The following is an 18,761-nucleotide window of genomic DNA, read 5'->3' as shown; positions in this document are numbered from 1 at the left end:
CCACGTTTTAAAAATTCATTAATCAGTTATTAACGTTTCAGGTTAACAACTTCCTGAAGTATTTCATCCGACGTTGTAATGATTCGGGAGTTTGCCTGGAATCCACGTTGAGCTACGATCATCTCAGTAAACTCTCCTGTCAGATCCACGTTAGACATCTCGAGCTGTCCAGCAATGATTGCTCCTGTTCCGTCCTCAGCACTGTTCGCTGTTAATGGTTCCAGCGCCCCATCCGGATTCGCGTTTGCTGTCATACGGTACAAGTTGCCCCCAATTTTCTCAAGGCCTTCTGGATTGACAACTTTACCTATTCCAAGCTGTGGACCCGCTTCGATGGTTCCGTCTGCCATGGTTTGGTTAATTGTTCCATCCTGACCTATCGTGAAGGAAACAACATCATCCGGTATCGTAATATTTCCACCACCGTTATCCAGAACAAACAATCCATCCGAAGTCAAAAGGTTACGTGCAGCATCCACATGGAAATCCCCTGCACGAGTCAGGTAAGGTACTTCCTGATCTTCACTCAAACGTACCAAGAAGAATCCATCTCCATTAATCCGAAGATCTGTTGGATTATTCGTTGTCATTGGGCTACCTGCCAGATGCAGCGTATCAATTGAACCTACCGTTACACCAAGACCGATTTGTTTCGCATTGACACCACCACTTGCATCGCCAGGAGCAGTTACCCCTGCCGTTGTTTGGCTCATAATATCTTTGAACATAACCCGACTGCCTTTGAAGCCAACCGTGTTTACGTTCGCAATATTGTTACCAATTACGTCGAGTTTTGTTTGGAAACCCCGCATCCCGGAAACGCCTGAGTACATTGATTTTATCATTTTTAAAAATCCTCCCAGTCTTCATTTGGTTACCGCATCAGTCGGTCAGCGGCATTCCGGCTCCCGAGAAGGGCCAGCCGGTTAAGAAATGATTACGGCACTATCAATCTGAGTGAACACATTATCCTTCATGCTCTCACTATCCATAGCTGTAACCACAGTACGATTTTTGACATTGACGATAAAAGCCATATCCTGCATTAAAATCAATGACTCTTTGGCTCCTTTGGCAGCAGCTTTGTCCAAAGCAGAACCAATCTGTTCCATTTGCTCAGTCTTGAGTTCAATACCACGCTGTTCCAATCGTTTGGCAGCATGATTGCTCAATTTCAGAAGGTTATCTTCCAGCACTTTTGCAAAAGGTTTTTCGGGTATAGCCAAAGCTTCTCCCGTTTTGGGTCTTTGAAGCATATTCGGTGTAATCGGGCCTGCGTATAATTGTCCAACCGTTATGCGATCACTCATATCGTTTTCCCGCTATCTTCCGTATCACCCGTTTCAGCGGATGATTCAACTTCCTGGCTCTCGTTCGTTTCAGGAGTTACATCCTGAACGTTCTGTACCGGAGTTTGACTCTCTTCTGCCTGTTTTGGATAATTCACCTGAATGATCTCATCCAGCTTAATCTCGTCGTTGCCCACTTTTGCGTATTGAACGCTATCTCTTACAATGATGGAATCTACAATACCCTGACGAAGAGTTCCGTTATCATCTTTATTAGAAGAAAGCCAACTTACCTCCATGCCAATCATACCGGATACAGCACCAAGGGACTGGTTCAATGTTTTAAGCTGCGTAGAAATATTGACCAGTTGTTCCACTGAGCTGAACTGTGCCATTTGAGCGATAAATTCCTTATCCTCCATCGGCTGCATCGGGTCTTGATTTTGCAGCTGGGTAATCAGGATTTTTAGAAACTGATCTTTACCCAATTCCTTTGTTGCGGCACTTGTGGTTGCTTTATTGGCTGCCGAATAGTTCGGCCAGGTATTATTCGTTGAAACAATTTCATTAGCCATATGCTCACCTCATTTCTGTTTAAGCCTCAGCACTAAACGTATCTCTCTGTAATTCATTTCCTTCGACTTGCTCGCTACGCCAGTTACGCAATTCTTCTTGAATCCCTGCTGTAGCTATAGCATCATCCGATTGTTCCTCACGCTCACGCGAACGGCGTTGTTGTTGAGAGTTACTTCCCGGCTGACGGCCTCCGTCCTGATACATCTGTGATCCGATTGAACTGTTCTGGGTAACCTCAAGTCGTTCCACTTGAATTCCCTGGGCTTGAAGTGAAGAACGCAGCTGCGTCATTTGTTGTTCAAGCATGTCTTTAGCCATCGTATGCTCAGTCATAAACCGTGCAACCAACTGCCCGTTCTGTAAGGTAATTTGAACATCCAACTTACCTAGATGCTCAGGCCGAAGTGAGATGGTCGCCTCGGAAAATCCTTTTTGCTGGACAATATCCAGCTTGTTAACAACAAACTGGGTCATTTCCTTCGCAAACTGTGATGTTTGCATTACAGGTTCAGCCGGTTTTCCTGCTGTTGTACCTGATGAACGCAAGGACAGCTCTCCTGCAGTAATGATGGTTGAGTGTTCCACTTCTCCACCTGCATTTGAAGCAGATGTTGTCTCAGCTTCAGCTTTCACCTGGGTTCCAGAATTCGCCACTGCCGCAACAAGAACTTGTGGTACGACCGAATCCTGTTTGGATGTTTGAAGCGAAGTACTTGGAGCAACTTGTGCAGTCTGATCCTTAACTGCAGTCAATGTATCCAGTATGGATTTCAGTTCAGTCCATCCTTTGTTACTAGTGGTATCCACTCCAGCCTCTTGAAGCTGACTCTGCAGAGATTGTAACAAATGTTTGAATTCAGGAGCGTTCTTCGCAACGTTACTCTCAGGATCATTCATTCCAGCTACTAATTGTGTAAGCATATCTTGCAGAACAAAACGTACTGCTGCAGGATGCTGCGACAGTTCAATTGCGGGTACTGTTTTTACACTTTCCGCTCCGTTCGAAGACTCGTCGGAACCTTCTGCATTAGTACCTGAAGGATCACTTAATTGTGTATACATCTGTTGAATCAGAGTTTGCAAACCTGCAAGTAGAGCTGGGTCATTTTCCAAAGCTTCGTCAAGTGAATCCAAGTCCGTGAACAACGAATTCAGTATAGCCGTGATTGATGCCGCTTCTCCTTCTTCACTTGTAGCAAAGGAAAACACCAACGGATTGGCAGTTAAACTTCCAGTAGCGCTTGAACTATCACCTTCTGTGTTTCCTCCAGATAGCGATTGTGCAAGAGTTTGGAGAAATTCACCGCTAGCACCTACAGCTGAACCTTTCGATTGTGCTCCGGTTGTCTGACCTGTCCCCGTTACTTTTGCAGATGCTGTGGATGCCATTTGATATACAATCGACATTTATTTTCACCTCCTCTCGGTTATACAGAGTAATCAGTTCTACTTGTTACCCATTAATCTGTTCAAAATTTTTGCAGTTTCAACCGAATCCTCTGAAGACATGTTCTCAAGCAATTGAGAGCGTGTTGCATCATCTACTGAATTCAGGATGGTCAATGTTTTGTCAGGACTTAACTTGTATGTTTCCAATAATAGCTTGGCACCACTTGAAGCAGACATCGAAGCAAATGTTTGACTAAGCTGGTTTTTATCCAGGTTTTTGCTTGTGGTTGTGGATGCAGTTGAAGTTGCTGTGGTTTCTTTCTTCAATCTGGATTGCAGCGCATCCAGCGCCAGATCCCCGGACGGTTTGGCATCCTTCATCATCACGGTGACATCGGCTGCCGTTTTCGGGTCCATCTTTTCAAGCACCTTGGTCCGAGCAGATGACTGCATGGCATTTAACAACAATACCATTTCCTCATTCGTCATATTTTGCAAAATCGGTGCAGCTTTGCTTGGGCTCATGTCAGCATACATTTTAGCCAAATCTTTGATTTGTTTCTGATAATCAGATTCCGTTTCGGGCGTTGCTGCTGTAGCCGTTTCAGCCGCTTTTTCCGCATCATCCAACTTCTTCTGAAGGTCCGTGGCCTTCTTTGCTTCAGTTGTTGTCGCTTCCTGTGCTGCCTTGAGCTCTGTTTCTTTGGCAGTTACTTGGGATTTCAGCTTTTCGATTGTGGCTTCAGCACTTTCAACCTGCTGCTCACTCTTCTCCAGCTTCTCCTTCTCCGGATCCAGTACAGGATCAGGTACCCATTCCTTAACTACCGGTATCTTGTTGGCAAATTCAAACAAATTATTACGAATATCTACATTAAATAGTGTAAGTAGTACACCTAGCAATACCACGGTGAATACAATCGGGATAGAAATCATGAGAAACTTTTCCCAACCGCCTCCCGACTCTTTTTCCATGTCGCTATCATCTTTAACAGCCATCGTTTATTCCTCCTTCACGAGACAACTTCGCGTCCGGCTCACATCAATTCGCGCGTCCGGCTTTGGCAGCGAAGCGTACAGTAGCCATCTCGTCCAGATCGTTCTGTTCCCGGAGGAGCATCTCCTGCTGAAATTTGATTTTTGCCTTGTCTCTCGCTCCAAGCCATACTTTTTCATCAACCATCTTACCGTTCAGAAACGTCTGATTCCGTTGCACATTGACCTGAGCATGTTTAACATCACTGTTTTTGCGTGAAATGCACTCGTCAAGGTGATGTACATAACGCTGCATCTCCTGCAGACTGTTTACAGACGCTGTATTTTCCGTAGCAGATTGGATAATGCCGATCAGATTACTTCTATCATTAAGAAGTTGTATCAGATGTTCTTCCTCCGTCTGAAGTTTACCGATCGCTGTGGATAACATCCACTCTGCCTGTGTTTTTTCATTACTCTTCAGGTCAACAACTTTCTGGAAATGATATCGAAATTTCATCGTTTACCCATTCATCTCCTTGCAAATTCAAGAATCAAACGTTCCTGTACTTCACTTAAAGTGACTTTCTCGTCGACTTTCTGCTTGGTAAAGTTCCATATACTATCAATCTGGTCTATCGATTCATCTATGGCTGCATTTGATCCCCGCTGGTAAGCTCCAATATTGATCAAATCTTCCGATTCTTTGTACACAGCCATCAAACGTTTCATATTATTAACGGCTTCCAACTGCTCTTCTGGAGCAATATCCTTCATAACACGGCTTATGCTGGCTAACACATCAATCGCTGGAAAATGACCTTTATTTGCAATGGATCGATTTAACACAATGTGTCCATCCAGAATACCCCTTACCGCATCCGCGATCGGTTCATTCATGTCATCCCCATCGACCAGAACGGTGTAAAAGGCTGTAATCGAACCCGTAGGTCCTGTACCCGCCCGTTCAAGCAGTTTGGGCAAACTTGCAAAAACCGATGGCGTATATCCTCTCATTGCCGGAGGTTCGCCTACAGCCAGACCCACTTCCCTTTGTGCCATCGCATATCGGGTTACCGAATCCATCATGAGCATCACGTTCATTCCACGATCTCGGAAATATTCTGCAATAGTGGTCGCAATAACTGCTCCCTTAATCCGAATCAGGGCAGGCTGATCTGAAGTTGCAACAATGACTACGGAGCGTTCCAGTCCTTCCGGACCCAGATCCCGTTCAATAAAGTCACGTACCTCACGTCCACGCTCACCCACAAGCGCGATGACATTGACATCTGCTGCTGTATTACGAGCGATCATGCCCATCAATGTACTCTTACCAACACCAGAACCGGCAAAAATACCTACACGCTGTCCCTTACCTACGGTCAACAATCCGTCGATAGCTCTTACACCAACACCCATCGTTTCAAGTACACGTGGACGATCCATTGGATTAACCGGTGTATTGGAGGTAGAGTACATCGGCATTCTGGATGGAAGGAGGGAACCGTCCAGCGGTTGTCCAAGTCCGTCCAATACTTTACCGAGCAATTCGGAGCCTACCTGAACGCCGAGTGGTTTACCCGTACCTACTACATCGCAACCAGGACCGATGGATTGAAGTTCACCCAGTGGCATAAGCAGCACTTTGTTATCTCGAAACCCAACAACTTCGGCCTGAAGAGGCTTGGCCGATTTCCCAGGATAGATATAACATACGTCACCGATACTTGCATCTGGCCCTTCTGACTCCACCATAAGACCAATGACCTGAGTAACTTTGCCGTTAATACGAACAGGATCGAATTGGCGCAAATGTTCCATATATCGCTGTGAACTAAGAACCTTCATGTTGATTTTTTCGCTCCTCATCCTCAAGTGCTATGCGGACCAGTTCTTTTTTAATCTCAGCAAGCTGTGTATCAATTCTCGCATCTACACTTCCGAACGAAGAACGAATGACACATCCCTTATCTTTGACCGTTGAATCAGGCAAAATCTGCAATTCTGCCTGAGAGTCAATAGACAGAGACAATTCTTCACGAGCTGCCTGTACAAATGTAAACTGATCAGGTGCCACACAGAGTGTGATCAAACCCTGTTCCCGTTTACGTGACAAACTCTGACGAATCAGTTCCAATGTATGATCGGGTTCAATGGTAAGTTGCTTATCAATGACTTTCTCAGCGATCCCGCAAGCGAGCTCCACGAGGAACGGTTCGGCTTCCTGAATGATCTGATCTTTAGCTACATAAGCTTCCTTGAGCACTTCCTGGGCTTCAATCATCATCTTTTCGATTTGCACCTGGAGATCCAGTTCAGCTTGTACTTTGCCTTCTTCAAAACCCTGTTGGAAACCTTGTGAACGAAGCGCTTCAGTCAGATGTTCATCCTGTTGTCGTTGTTCCTGCCACCAGCTGTCGATCTGTTCACGGGCCTCTTGAAGCATGCGCTCTGCCTCTTCTGAAGCTTCACGTACTTGCTTTTCTGCAAACTCCTTGGCATCTTCCAGCATTTCTGCGGTAAGACGTTGTGTTTCTTCGTCCACGCGTGCTTGAAGTGTTTCAACTTCAGAACCTTCAGCACTCACACCATTTAATTCCGTTTCAGACTCCTCAGCACCACCATAATGATGATGATTTTCAAGTTTTTTACGGTCATCAACGGGTACATACTGGAAAGATTTAATCAAATTAGACAATGATATCATCTCCTCCACCGCGTGCGATAATGATCTCACCGGCTTCTTCCAATCTGCGTATCGTTCCTACGATACGTGTCTGAGCTTCCTCAACATCACGCAATCGCACAGGTCCCATGAATTCCATCTCTTCTTTGAATGTTTCGGACATCCGTTTCGACATATTCCGGAACACGGCATCCCGAACTTCTTCGCTTGCCACTTTGAGTGCCAGCTGCAAATCTGCGTTGTCGATATCCCGAATAATGCGCTGAATCGAACGATCATCCACATTGACGATATCTTCGAATACAAACATGCGTTTTTTGATTTCCTCTGCAAGCTCTGGATCCTGAATTTCAAGCGAGTCCAAAATAGTACGTTCTGTACCCCGATCGACTCCGTTCAGAATCTGAACGATCGATTCGATACCACCTGCATTGGTGTAATCCTGCGTTACGGTAGAGGATAACTTCTGTTCCAGAACCCGCTCCACTTGAGAGATGACTTCCGGCGAAGTACTATCCATAACAGCCACCCGGCGAGCGACATCTGCCTGTTTCTCTTGTGGCAAGGATGATAGAATCGCTGCTGCCTGTTCGAATTGCAGGTAAGACAGAACCAGGGCAATCGTTTGCGGGCTTTCATTCTGAATAAAGTTCAAAATTTGATTCGGATCTGCTTTGCGCGCAAAGTCAAATGGTCTGACTTGCAGCGTAGCTGTCAAACGATTAATGACTTCAAGTGCTTTTGATGAACCCAGAGCTTTTTCCAGGATTTCTCTGGCGTAATTGATACCGCCCTGAGAGATATATTCCTGCGCCAGACAGATCTGGTGAAACTCGGCCATGATCATATCCTTTTCAGAAGAATCAACTTTGCGAACGTTGGCAATCTCCAACGTAAGTTGCTCAATCTCCTCATCACGCAGATGTTTGAATATCTGAGCCGATACTTCCGGACCTAATGTAATCAACAATATTGCTGCTTTTTGTTTGCCAGTCAAACCTTGACTGCTTGCCTTTGCCAATGCGCTCACCTCTATTCGTCAGCCAGCCATGTACGCAGCAGATTGACGAATTCGTCTGGCTTTTTCTTGGCCAAACTCTCCAATTGTTTGCGCACCTGACTTTCGTTCGTTACACTGTCCAGCGTAATGGACGGGAACTCTGTTGCTATTGGAAGAGGAATCTCTTCTTCTTCGACTTCGTTTTGTTTGCGGCGTCGGCGTACTAACAAAATAACTACCGCTGCGATCAATGCCGCTATGAGTGCGCCTCCACCCCACATCATCGTTGAGGAAAGCTGGAAACCTGTATTGTCTGCAGAGGCAGTCTGGAAGCCTTGTGACATGACTGAAACTTTCTTTGTCAGATCGGCGTCACTTATTAGAGTGCCTGAGTCTGCCAGTGAAGCACGAACAATGTTAACCAAAATGTTCTCAATTGCGTCCTGAACCGGTCCCTGTAATTCTGTTTCTCCATTCGGTGGTTCAACCGCAACGTTAATGGTTAAGTCTTTTACAGTATACGGACTGGAAATAATATCCTTGGCAATTCGATTAACATCGTAGTTTATAGTGCTTGATGATTCTTCGGAGGTAGAGTTACCGGTTGCATCAGATGATGGGTAACCCGGAACTTCCTCTTGTCCTGTGCCAGCAACACCACCTGTTGGATTGCTTGCGCCAGTGTAGCTCTTTTGAATCTCCTGCACACTGATCTCGATGCCTTTCATATTATCTACATCAACAGGTGTGACCAGATTTTCCTTACGTGTTTCTTTGTCAAAATTAAGCTTGGAGGCTACCAAAACATTAACTTTGTCTTCGCCTACAATCTGGGAAAGGAATTGCTTTACGTTATTACGGACATCGTTTTCAAACTTTTTCTGTAGTGCCATGTTCTCTTGAACTTCGGAAGACAACCCGCCACTGCCACCTCGGGCAGTTGGAATCAATTCTGCTTCATCTGTGTTCGTAATTGTGATGTTCTCAACAGGCAGATTAGGAATTGCAGTCTTAACCAAGTTAAAGTAGCCATCTACCGCTGCCTGATTTGGGTGATAACCCGGTTTGAATTGAAGAGCTACCGATGCTGATGCTTTGTCTTGTTCTTCTAAACCAGCAAAGATGTTATCTTTCGGCATATTAACCAGTACTTTAGCATCCTGTATCCCTTGCATCCGCTGAAGTAACTGTTCAACTTCTCCGTTTATAGCGTTGTTGTACTTTACATCAAACTCTTTATCCGTCATCCCGATGGGGGATGATGACTCCTCGAATGACTTATACCCTAATGAACCATTCTGAATAATCCCTTGAGATCCAACGTTCACCTTTGCAATTGCAACACTTGTACTCGGTACGGATATGGTCTTGCCATCTGAACTTAATTTGTATGGAATGCTAGATGAATCGAGATAACTGATCACGCCCGCTGAATCACTTGCATTCAAATCTGTAAAAGCAACTTCATATTCCGTTTTGGACAATTGCATCGTGAGTACAACTGCAGCCAAAATCAGGAACAGGAAGGTGGATATAAATAATACTTTTTGCTTTTTGCTAAAACTATTCCAATACTGGGATGCCTTATCCCTGTACTGGGCGATTCTCTCATTCACTCTGTCACCCCATCCGAAACTTTGCTTAGTCTGTCCTTACTCAACCCAAACCGTTTCATAGGTTGACGATCAGGAGCAGCATCGCAGCTGCTTTGTTGTAATGATCAGCGCTATTATCGAAGCGCAAGTAGGTTATTCTATAACTGCGTTCGCATAACTTCTTGGTATGCTTCGACCACTTTGTTTCGGACTTGAGTTGTGAGTTGTAGGCTTAACAAGGCCTGTTCTGAAGCAATCATCACTTGATCCACATTCGCTTTGCCGACCAAAAATTGATTCGACATTTCATGCGATTGAGCCTCCTGTGCTGCAACGGACCCTAATGCATTCTGTAAGTATGTACCGAAGCTCTGAATGGTTTCGGCTGGTGTAGAAGGCTTACTTTCGGTTGCACTCTTCATCTGTAGCGGTTGTATCCCCTGTGTGCTAAACATGTTGTTCTGAATCATTAATGTCCCTCCCCTTCATCCTGGTTTGTATTTTTCTTATTTTCATTTTTAAGCAGATTATCTTCCAATCTCCAAAGCTTTGGAGATCATCGCTTTGGTTGAATTCAGTGCTGTTACGTTTGCTTCATAGGAACGCGAAGCAGAGATCATGTCGACCATTTCTTTCGCAATATCCACATTAGGCATAAATACATATCCTTCTGCGTTTGCATCCGGATGAGAAGGGTCATACACAGGTTTCAGAGGTGACTGATCCTCGCGAATCTCCGTTACTCTTACGCCATCTCCTGAACCGCTACCTCTCATCTGATTTTGCAGCATCGTACCAAATGACGTTTTATTCGGCTCAAGCACAACCATTTTACGTTTGTAAGGGACCGCTTCACCATTGGATACGCTCGCGCGCGTAGTCTCTGCGTTGGCAATGTTGGAAGATATAACGTCCATCCGCAACCGTTGGGCTGTCAGAGCTGAGCTACTGATACTAAAACTATTACTAATGTTCAATTTAGGTTATCTCCCTTCCACGCCAACACGCATGATTTTAATTTGTTCATTCACTTGCTGAATATAAGCGTTATAACGTAACTGATTCTCCGCCAGAAGACTCATTTCTCTGTCTATATCGACATTGTTTTCGTTGTTATTCATGGAGGTTGACTGGTCCATATTAACTACTGGCGTGGGTACGGAAGAGGAAGGACCTATGACAAAATGCCTTGCATCAGTTACTTTACCCTTAAGAACAGGCATATCTCCATTCATTTGCCCTTGCAACATTTCTTCAAAAGAAACGTCCGAGCGCTTGAAATACGGGGTATCGGCGTTCGCGATGTTGTCAGCAATTGTTCGTTGTCTGATATTGGACGCATCGAGTGCACCTTGCAATCTTTTAAAGCTGATATCGTTTAAAAGATTCACAATCCCCCTCCTCTCTTTAGAAGTTATGGAAAAAGATTGTATCTTTTCCCTTGAAAATTCTTATGTTTTTTTCGACAAAAACATTCGTCTTTACACGGTTTTCTAGGACTTAAGTAGAATTAACTCTGATGTTGTCGTATAACATAAGTTTCTTCGAGTTTGGGATTTATTACAATAAGAAAAAAGCCCTATCTTTTCTGAAAGACGGGGCTTTTTGTGTATTTTCTGCAAATTATGAATTTTTTCGTAAATGTTCGGGCCCAAAACAAAAGTATGTTAATACTCTCCCTTATTGTTCTTTAACATTCTTAAAATAAAAAAAAAATTTCGAGTCTCAGCATGAGCTTATAACGCCCGTAATTATGTATATTTCCGAATATTTCATAGTTGATAATGTTAGAATTTTTTGCCGTCATACTAAGGGTTTAAGGACAATATGATAGGTATACATACAAAGCTGTATATTAATCAATTGACAAATTATCTTTCAAGAATAAAGAAAACTCGTCTTGCCCACACAACACTTTCTTAACAATTCAGTGGGGTCTATATATTTTAATTTTAAGAAAACAATTAGTGGCTTCAAACTTTTCAACAATTCATCATTTTGCGCATTTACGCAACATTTACCAATCTGTCGACTAAACCGATGACCAGACTTGGAATAAGGAAAATTCTTTTAATGGGAATCATTGGGTATGGAATGGAAGAATAACTACCACTCCGATAGGTTTTAACTCCGGATACATGCGGCACAAGTCCTAGGTTTTGTCGATCCGTATAACAACCACACATCTTTTATCGGTTGTAACATCAAAATCCTTTAGATAGAAACAAAAATAAACGATATGCGTTAAGTAAGAGGGCCTTTGTGATTCGTTAAAGGATCGCTTCCCTTTGTCGATCACACAAATGTTCTCTACTCTCTTGCATACCGTTCATTTATAACATCATTTTAACAACTACATTACTAGCCGCAGCCGCATGTTACAGGATATACTGACTCAAATCACGATCAAGCGCAATATCATTTAATTTCTCCCGGACATACTCCGGAGTAATCACCATACGTTCCAGTGTAAGCTCAGGTGCCTCAAAGGATAAATCCTCCAAAAGCTTCTCAAGAATCGTATGCAATCGACGTGCACCTATATTTTCTGTATTTTGATTGACGGATTCAGCCAATTTGGCAATCTCGCGAATAGCCTCATCCGAGAACTCAATCTCAATATTCTCTGTGCGCAACAGATCAACATACTGCTTGGTCAGTGCATTTTGGGGTTCAGTCAGAATGGATACAAACTCCTCCAGTGTTAGACTGCTTAGTTCCACACGAATTGGGAAGCGTCCCTGAAGCTCAGGAATCAAATCAGAGGGTTTGGCGACATGGAATGCGCCAGCTGCCATAAACAGAATATAATCCGTTTTGACAGGGCCATATTTCGTCATCACTGTAGAGCCCTCTACGATAGGCAGAATGTCACGTTGCACACCCTCACGGGATACATCGGGTCCACTACCGCGTCCTTGACTGGCAACCTTGTCGATTTCATCTATGAAAATGATACCTGTCTGCTCCGCCCGGCGAATGGACTCTTGTGTAACATCATCCATATCGATCAATTTGCCTGCTTCTTCCTGGATCAACACTTTGCGAGCTTCTTTGATAGCGAGCTTGCGCTTTTTCGTACGACGAGGCAACAAGCTACCAAACATCTCCTGCATGTTCATGCCCATCTGATCATTACCTTGACCAGCAAACATGTCCATCATGTTAGGCGCAGTGTCTTCGACATCAATCTCAATGATGTCATCCTCCAACTTGCCGGACAACAGATCAAACTTGATCTTACGGCGGCGTTCGGCAACCCCGGTATCTGGTTCTGGCTCATCCTGTTCCTGAACGTTGTTGCCATTATTACCAAAGATCATCTCAAAGGGATTACGCTGACTCTTGGACTTAGACTGTGAAGGAGCCAAAATATGTACAATTCGCTCATTGGCAGCTTCTTCAGCTTTGTCCTTCACTTTTTCAGTCCGCTCCAGCTTCACCATCCGCAGTGATGTCTCAATCAGATCACGCACCATCGATTCAACGTCACGGCCAACGTAACCTACTTCAGTGAACTTGGTAGCTTCCACTTTCACAAATGGCGCACCTACCAGTTTAGCAAGGCGACGGGCGATTTCCGTTTTACCCACACCGGTAGGTCCAATCATCAAGATATTTTTAGGCACAATGTCGTCCTGAGTGTGCTCAGGCAAAAGGCTACGCCGATATCGATTACGAAGGGCTACAGCTACCGATTTTTTAGCTTTCTTTTGACCTACAATATACTTGTCAAGCTCTGCAACAATCTGTCTCGGTGTTAACGCTTGAGTATTCATATTGCTTCCCTCCTACCAGTATGTTGAATTTATTTTTCCTAACAAGGACAAAGAATCCCCTAGACGTCCTGGAGCAGATTACAGAATCATGCTCCACTACGGGAGATTTCTTTGGCTTATAACTCTTCTACAATAATATTATTATTGGTATATACACATAGCTCCGAGGCAATCTGAAGTGATTCACGCGCAATATCTTTCGCTTCCAGGTTTACTGCATGACGTTTCAACGCACGCGCAGCAGATAAGGCAAAGTTTCCACCTGATCCGATAGCAATAACGTCATCATCCGGTTCAATTATCTCCCCGCCGCCTGAAATGAGCAGCATACCTGATTTGTCCATCACAATCAACAGTGCCTCAAGCTTACGCAAGATCCGATCCTGACGCCAATCCTTGGCAAGCTCTACAGCAGCACGTTGCAAGTTACCATGGTGCTCCTCGAGCTTACCTTCGAATTTCTCAAACAGGGTGATCGCATCCGCCACAGAACCAGCAAAGCCAGCAACAACCTGTCCGCGGTACAAACGTCTTACCTTCTTGGCTGTATTCTTCATCACAACACTTTGGCCCATGGTCACCTGACCATCTCCTGCGATTGCAGCCTTACCATTATGACGAACAGCACAGATCGTTGTAGCATGAAATGACATATCCATGATATCAGCATCCTCCCACGAATAATTTATACGCGTTCCGGAACAGTTAGACCTTCTGCCGCAGCAAAACTAGTAATGCCATCCAGTGCACGCTGTGCAAGAGCTTCATTTTTTTCCTTTTTGTTACGAATCTTTGTTTCAAGCTTCGGCAACAAACCAAAGTTTGCGTTCATTGGTTGGAAGTGCTTGAAGTCAGCAGTTGTAATATACTGAGCCATACTGCCAAGTGTTGTTTCTACTGGCAATACCACCAGTTCCTGCCCAAGTGCTGCTTTGGCTGCGTTCATGCCGGCAATAAGCCCTGATGCAGCAGATTCCACATATCCTTCTACACCCGTCATCTGACCTGCAAAGAACAGGTTTGGACGCTCTTTAAACTGATACGTCGGAAGAAGCAGTTTAGGAGAGTTAATAAATGTATTACGGTGCATTACGCCATAACGAACGAACTCTGCATTTTCAAGTCCAGGAATAAGGGAAAAGACACGTTTCTGTTCTCCCCATTTCAGATGCGTCTGGAAGCCCACCAAGTTATACAGGGTTCCAGCTGCATTGTCCTGTCTAAGCTGAACAACCGCATGTGGCAACTCTCCTGTATGAGGGTTAACCAGACCTACCGGTTTCATTGGACCAAACAGAGCCGTCTGTTTCCCGCGTTTCATCATCACTTCGATTGGCATACAGCCTTCAAAGTAGATTTCTTTCTCAAACTCTTTTAATTGAGCAACCTCAGCAGTAATGAGAGCTTCATAGAAGACATCAAACTCTTCTTCTGTCATCGGACAGTTCAGATATGCCGCTTCACCCTTATCATAACGGGAAGCCAGATACACTTTATTCATATCAATTGAATCTTTTTCGATGATCGGTGCTGCTGCATCATAGAAGTAGAAATATTCTTCACCCATTAGTGCCTTGATTTGCTCAGACAATGCCGGTGAAGTCAACGGACCCGTTGCCACAACAACGATACCATCTTCCGGCAGAGAAGTTAATTCCTCATTCACCACTTCGATGAGCGGATGCTGGTGCAACGTGGATGTAATCTCACCTGAAAATCCATCCCGGTCCACAGCAAGCGCCCCACCTGCGGGAACTGCATGTTTGTCTGCTGCTGACAATACAAGAGAATTGAGCATTCTCATTTCTTCTTTTAACACACCTACTGCATTGGTCAATCCATTCGCACGCAGCGAGTTGCTACATACCAGTTCTGCAAATTTATCCGTATGATGGGCTGGCGTTTTCACAACAGGTCTCATCTCGTATAATTTTACGCGTACGCCGCGACTTGCAATCTGCCAGGCCGCTTCTGTTCCTGCCAGCCCGGCACCAATAACGGTTACTTGTTGTTCATTCGTCAAAATCATTTACCCCCATAAAGCAATTTCATATTTCACTATAATTGTATTGATTCACATATATACTAATCTGCTGATTCGTCATCCGGTTCATCCACCGGCTCCTGATGATCACATGAAGTACACTGCAATCGTGCTCCCTTTTTGTTCCGCTTTTCAATCATTAGCGATCCGCAACTTGGACATGGTTTGGCTGAAGGTCTGTCCCATGAGACAAAATCACATTCAGGATATTTGTCACAACCGTAGAAAATACGTCCTTTTTTGCTACGACGCTCAACAACATGACCTTCCTTACACTTCGGACAAGTCACGCCGATATCCTTGATAATCGGTTTGGTATTCCGGCAATCAGGGAAGCCCGAGCACGCAAGAAACTTGCCAAAACGTCCGAGTTTATAAACCAGCGGTTTGCCGCACTTCTCACAGATCTCATCGGATACTTCGTCTTCAATCTCGATTTCTTTCATTTCTTCTTCCGCAAACTCAAGGCGTTTCTCAAAAGATTCATAGAATTCTGCGAGTACTTTGACCCAATCCTCCGAACCTTCCTCCACATGGTCAAGATCACCTTCCATGTTCGCGGTAAACTCTACATTCAGGATTTCAGGGAAAAACTCTTCCATCTGTTCGATGACCAGTTCACCCAGCTCGGTCGGCATGAATTTCTTTTCCTCAATTGCAACATATCCGCGCTTCTGAATGGTCTCCAGTGTTGGCGCATATGTACTCGGACGCCCTATACCCAATTCCTCAAGCGTCTTAACCAACCTTGCCTCCGTATATCGTGGTGGCGGTTGTGTAAAATGCTGTTTTGGCTCAATCTCCTGCTTCTCAAGCACATCTCCACTTTTCAACGGGGGCAACAGACGATCTTCATCGGTTGTACCATCGTCGTTTCCTTCAACATATACCTTCATGAAACCTTGGAATCGTACCTTCGAACCTGCTGCACGGAAAATGGTGTCCCCCGCAGCAATATCTACAGAGAGTGTATCCAAGATAGCCGAAGACATTTGGCTCGCTACAAAACGTTCCCATACCAGTTTATACAACCGGAACTGATCGCGACTCATGAATGACTTGATTGAGTCAGGGTCACGCAAAATTGAAGTTGGACGAATCGCTTCATGCGCATCCTGAGCATTAGCTGCTTTTTTGGAATAGTTTCGTGGAGTCTCAGGTGCAAATGGCTCACCATACTTACCAACGATATATTCTTTGGCTTCTTCTTGTGCAGATGCCGCAATTCGTGTGGAGTCCGTACGCATATACGTGATGAGACCTACTGTGCCTTCTTTTCCAAGGTCTACACCTTCATATAGTTGTTGGGCGACCGACATCGTCTTGGAAGCTCTGAAATTCAATTTACGCGCCGCTTCCTGTTGCAGCGAACTTGTCGTAAACGGGGCGGAAGGGTTACGGCTCCGTTCTTTCTCTTTAACTTCCTTGATCGTAAAGTCTGCACCTTCGATCTGTTTCAGGATCGCTTGCACTTCCGCTTCACTGCCCAGCTCTGTTTTGGCCCCGTTCAGTTTATGAAACTTGGCTTCAAACGGATTGCCGTCTGCTGTCAGCTTGGCGGTAATGCTCCAGTATTCTTCCGGCTCAAAATCATCAATTTCATTTTCACGATCTAAAATGATTTTAACAGCCACGGACTGAACCCGGCCTGCAGACAAACCTTTTTTCACTTTCTTCCATAATAACGGACTAATTTTATATCCAACGAGCCGATCCAGAATACGTCTTGCCTGCTGCGCGTTAACCAAATCCATATTGATTTTCCGCGGCGTTTTGAACGCATCTTTGACCGCCTGTTTTGTAATTTCATTAAATACTACCCGGCAATCTGCCGTATCGTCCAGTTCAAGGGCATGGGCCAAATGCCATGCGATAGCCTCACCTTCGCGATCCGGGTCAGCTGCGAGATACACTTTTTTCACTTTCTTCCGTGCATCCTTCAGTTCTTTCAAAATTGAACCTTTGCCGCGGATCGTAATATATTTCGGATTAAAATCATTCTCTACCTCAACGCCAATCTGACTCTTTGGCAAATCGCGAATATGCCCCATCGAAGCTTTTACGATGAACTTGCTGCCTAAATATTTGCCTATCGTCTTCGCCTTTGAGGGCGACTCCACGATTACGAGTGCATCCGCCATAGGTTCATCCTCCTCTCAGTCATGAAACTGTCATGAAACTGTTTCTGTAAGCTTATGCATAGTTAATAACTTCTGCTAATTATATATTTCCACGCACTACGTAGGTTGTAGCTTGGTCATACCCTCGCGTATTTAGTGCCTGGTAATTGGCTAATCTGCTTTTTTATGATTAAAGATAACAGAACTGAATGCAAATGTCCAAAATCCCAACCAAGCAGCTCAACCATTTGATCCAATGATTGTTCTCCCTGTTCCAACAGATAAATCACACGTTGTTCATCTGGAGAGAGCTTAACCTCAGCGAATATCCCTCGCCCGGAAAGCTCGGTTGTTACGGTCGAACGTCCTCTATTGTAAGGAAGTTGTTCTGCATTTGGCAAGCCCAATCGATACTCTTCCAATACATCTGCTGCACAAGTGACCAATTTAGCCCCTTGACGGATAAGATTGTGTGCTCCCCGACTTTTCGGCGATGTAATCGGTCCAGGGACTGCAAATACATCCCTGCCTGCTTCAAGTGCAGCATCTGCTGTAATGAGTGAACCACTGCGAATGTCAGCCTCAACAACCAATGTTCCCAGTGTCAGACCAGCAATGATTCGATTCCGTTCCGGAAATAATCCTTGGCGTGCTCTCGTACCTGGTGGATATTCCGACAAAAGCAGCCCCGTCTCCGCGATTCGTTCAGCGAGGCTTGTATTTTCGGGTGGGTATATATTATCAATCCCTGTTCCGAATACTGCAATCGTTTTTCCTTTAGCACGTAGTACTGCCTCATGACATACGCTATCAATACCACGGGCAAGCCCGCTTACAATCGTCAGTCCTGCATTGCATAATTGCTCTGCCAGCTTTTCTCCAACTTTGCGCCCATACACCGTTGGCATACGAGTTCCTACCATGGCAATAGACGAATTGTGTAGCAAACTAATATCCCCTCGAGCATACATTACCCAGGGAGGCTGAACGGTTTCCTTCATTAATATGGGATATTTCTGATCCAGATAAGTAATAACCTCTATCCCCTGATTGTAAACGTGTTCTCTTTTACTCTCGATCCAGTCGATAGTAAATTGGCTAGCCAAGCGTGCAGCTTGATCTTTGCGCAAGCCTGCTGCGACCCAGTCGCTTTCCCCATAATTCAATAGTTCGGGTAATTCATGTTGTCCCAGAATCAGTTTCGAGATTGTTTTCTTGCCAATGCCCTCCATCTCATGTAACCCAAACAAGATCCATCTTTCTTCCATACCATAAACCTCCCAAAGCGGGAAGAGATCTTCCCTC

At 44.7% G+C, this 18,761-nt stretch carries 18 protein-coding genes; all 18 read right to left on the bottom strand.

Annotation, left to right across the window (positions count from 1 at the left end; translation table 11 throughout):
- Positions 1-29: 29 nt before the first annotated feature.
- A complete protein-coding gene (gene flgG, locus NST38_RS11480) occupies positions 30-845 on the bottom strand; it encodes a flagellar basal body rod protein FlgG (protein WP_076249815.1) in 816 nt (271 codons plus the stop codon).
- Positions 846-926: 81 nt separating this feature from the next.
- Positions 927-1,256: a TIGR02530 family flagellar biosynthesis protein gene (locus NST38_RS11475; RefSeq protein ID WP_370511413.1), complete on the bottom strand. Its 330-nt coding sequence runs from the start codon at positions 1,254-1,256 to the stop codon at positions 927-929.
- Between the two features lie 50 nt (positions 1,257-1,306).
- Complete coding sequence (locus NST38_RS11470; protein WP_047842480.1) at positions 1,307-1,864, bottom strand: flagellar hook capping FlgD N-terminal domain-containing protein; 558 nt, start codon at positions 1,862-1,864, stop codon at positions 1,307-1,309.
- Between the two features lie 19 nt (positions 1,865-1,883).
- Positions 1,884-3,272 carry a flagellar hook-length control protein FliK gene (locus NST38_RS11465; protein WP_076249817.1) on the bottom strand — a complete coding sequence of 463 codons (1,389 nt, stop codon included), beginning with the start codon at positions 3,270-3,272 and terminating at the stop codon, positions 1,884-1,886.
- Positions 3,273-3,311: 39 nt separating this feature from the next.
- Positions 3,312-4,253 carry a MotE family protein gene (locus tag NST38_RS11460; RefSeq protein ID WP_076249818.1) on the bottom strand — a complete coding sequence of 314 codons (942 nt, stop codon included), beginning with the start codon at positions 4,251-4,253 and terminating at the stop codon, positions 3,312-3,314.
- Between the two features lie 43 nt (positions 4,254-4,296).
- The gene (gene fliJ, locus NST38_RS11455; RefSeq protein ID WP_036670362.1) at positions 4,297-4,749 is read right to left on the bottom strand and encodes a flagellar export protein FliJ; all 453 of its coding nucleotides are present in this window, start codon (positions 4,747-4,749) and stop codon (positions 4,297-4,299) included.
- Positions 4,750-4,760: 11 nt separating this feature from the next.
- Complete coding sequence (gene fliI / locus NST38_RS11450; RefSeq protein WP_036609365.1) at positions 4,761-6,080, bottom strand: flagellar protein export ATPase FliI; 1,320 nt, start codon at positions 6,078-6,080, stop codon at positions 4,761-4,763.
- Positions 6,067-6,930: a FliH/SctL family protein gene (locus NST38_RS11445; RefSeq protein WP_076249819.1), complete on the bottom strand. Its 864-nt coding sequence runs from the start codon at positions 6,928-6,930 to the stop codon at positions 6,067-6,069. Before NST38_RS11445 ends, fliI begins: the two co-directional genes overlap by 14 nt.
- A complete protein-coding gene (gene fliG / locus NST38_RS11440) occupies positions 6,923-7,939 on the bottom strand; it encodes a flagellar motor switch protein FliG (RefSeq protein WP_036609368.1) in 1,017 nt (338 codons plus the stop codon). Before fliG ends, NST38_RS11445 begins: the two co-directional genes overlap by 8 nt.
- 11 nt (positions 7,940-7,950) lie before the next feature.
- A complete protein-coding gene (fliF, locus tag NST38_RS11435; protein ID WP_076249820.1) occupies positions 7,951-9,534 on the bottom strand; it encodes a flagellar basal-body MS-ring/collar protein FliF in 1,584 nt (527 codons plus the stop codon).
- A gap of 137 nt (positions 9,535-9,671) precedes the next feature.
- Entirely contained in the window at positions 9,672-9,983 is a 312-nt protein-coding gene (fliE, locus tag NST38_RS11430; protein WP_017689190.1) for a flagellar hook-basal body complex protein FliE, read from the bottom strand.
- 57 nt (positions 9,984-10,040) lie between these two features.
- On the bottom strand, positions 10,041-10,490 hold the full coding sequence (flgC, locus tag NST38_RS11425) for a flagellar basal body rod protein FlgC (protein ID WP_017689191.1): 450 nt from the start codon (positions 10,488-10,490) through the stop codon (positions 10,041-10,043).
- A gap of 6 nt (positions 10,491-10,496) precedes the next feature.
- Positions 10,497-10,904, bottom strand: a complete 408-nt coding sequence (flgB, locus tag NST38_RS11420) for a flagellar basal body rod protein FlgB (RefSeq protein ID WP_036670359.1) — start codon at positions 10,902-10,904, stop codon at positions 10,497-10,499.
- A gap of 987 nt (positions 10,905-11,891) precedes the next feature.
- Positions 11,892-13,292: an ATP-dependent protease ATPase subunit HslU gene (gene hslU / locus NST38_RS11415; RefSeq protein ID WP_047842474.1), complete on the bottom strand. Its 1,401-nt coding sequence runs from the start codon at positions 13,290-13,292 to the stop codon at positions 11,892-11,894.
- Between the two features lie 116 nt (positions 13,293-13,408).
- Positions 13,409-13,951, bottom strand: coding sequence for an ATP-dependent protease subunit HslV (gene hslV / locus NST38_RS11410; protein ID WP_017689194.1), 543 nt, complete (start codon positions 13,949-13,951; stop codon positions 13,409-13,411).
- Between the two features lie 26 nt (positions 13,952-13,977).
- Positions 13,978-15,321 carry an FADH(2)-oxidizing methylenetetrahydrofolate--tRNA-(uracil(54)-C(5))-methyltransferase TrmFO gene (gene trmFO / locus NST38_RS11405; protein WP_370511405.1) on the bottom strand — a complete coding sequence of 448 codons (1,344 nt, stop codon included), beginning with the start codon at positions 15,319-15,321 and terminating at the stop codon, positions 13,978-13,980.
- 56 nt (positions 15,322-15,377) lie between these two features.
- On the bottom strand, positions 15,378-17,477 hold the full coding sequence (gene topA, locus NST38_RS11400; protein WP_047842473.1) for a type I DNA topoisomerase: 2,100 nt from the start codon (positions 17,475-17,477) through the stop codon (positions 15,378-15,380).
- Between the two features lie 116 nt (positions 17,478-17,593).
- Positions 17,594-18,724: a DNA-processing protein DprA gene (gene dprA / locus NST38_RS11395; RefSeq protein WP_076249821.1), complete on the bottom strand. Its 1,131-nt coding sequence runs from the start codon at positions 18,722-18,724 to the stop codon at positions 17,594-17,596.
- Positions 18,725-18,761 lie beyond the last annotated feature (37 nt).

The organism is Paenibacillus sp. FSL H8-0104 (assembly GCF_038050215.1).
Classification (GTDB): Bacteria; Bacillota; Bacilli; order Paenibacillales; family Paenibacillaceae; genus Paenibacillus; species Paenibacillus amylolyticus.
The sequence above is the reverse complement of the archived record's forward strand: the minus strand, read 5'-3'. Positions and strand labels throughout refer to the sequence as shown.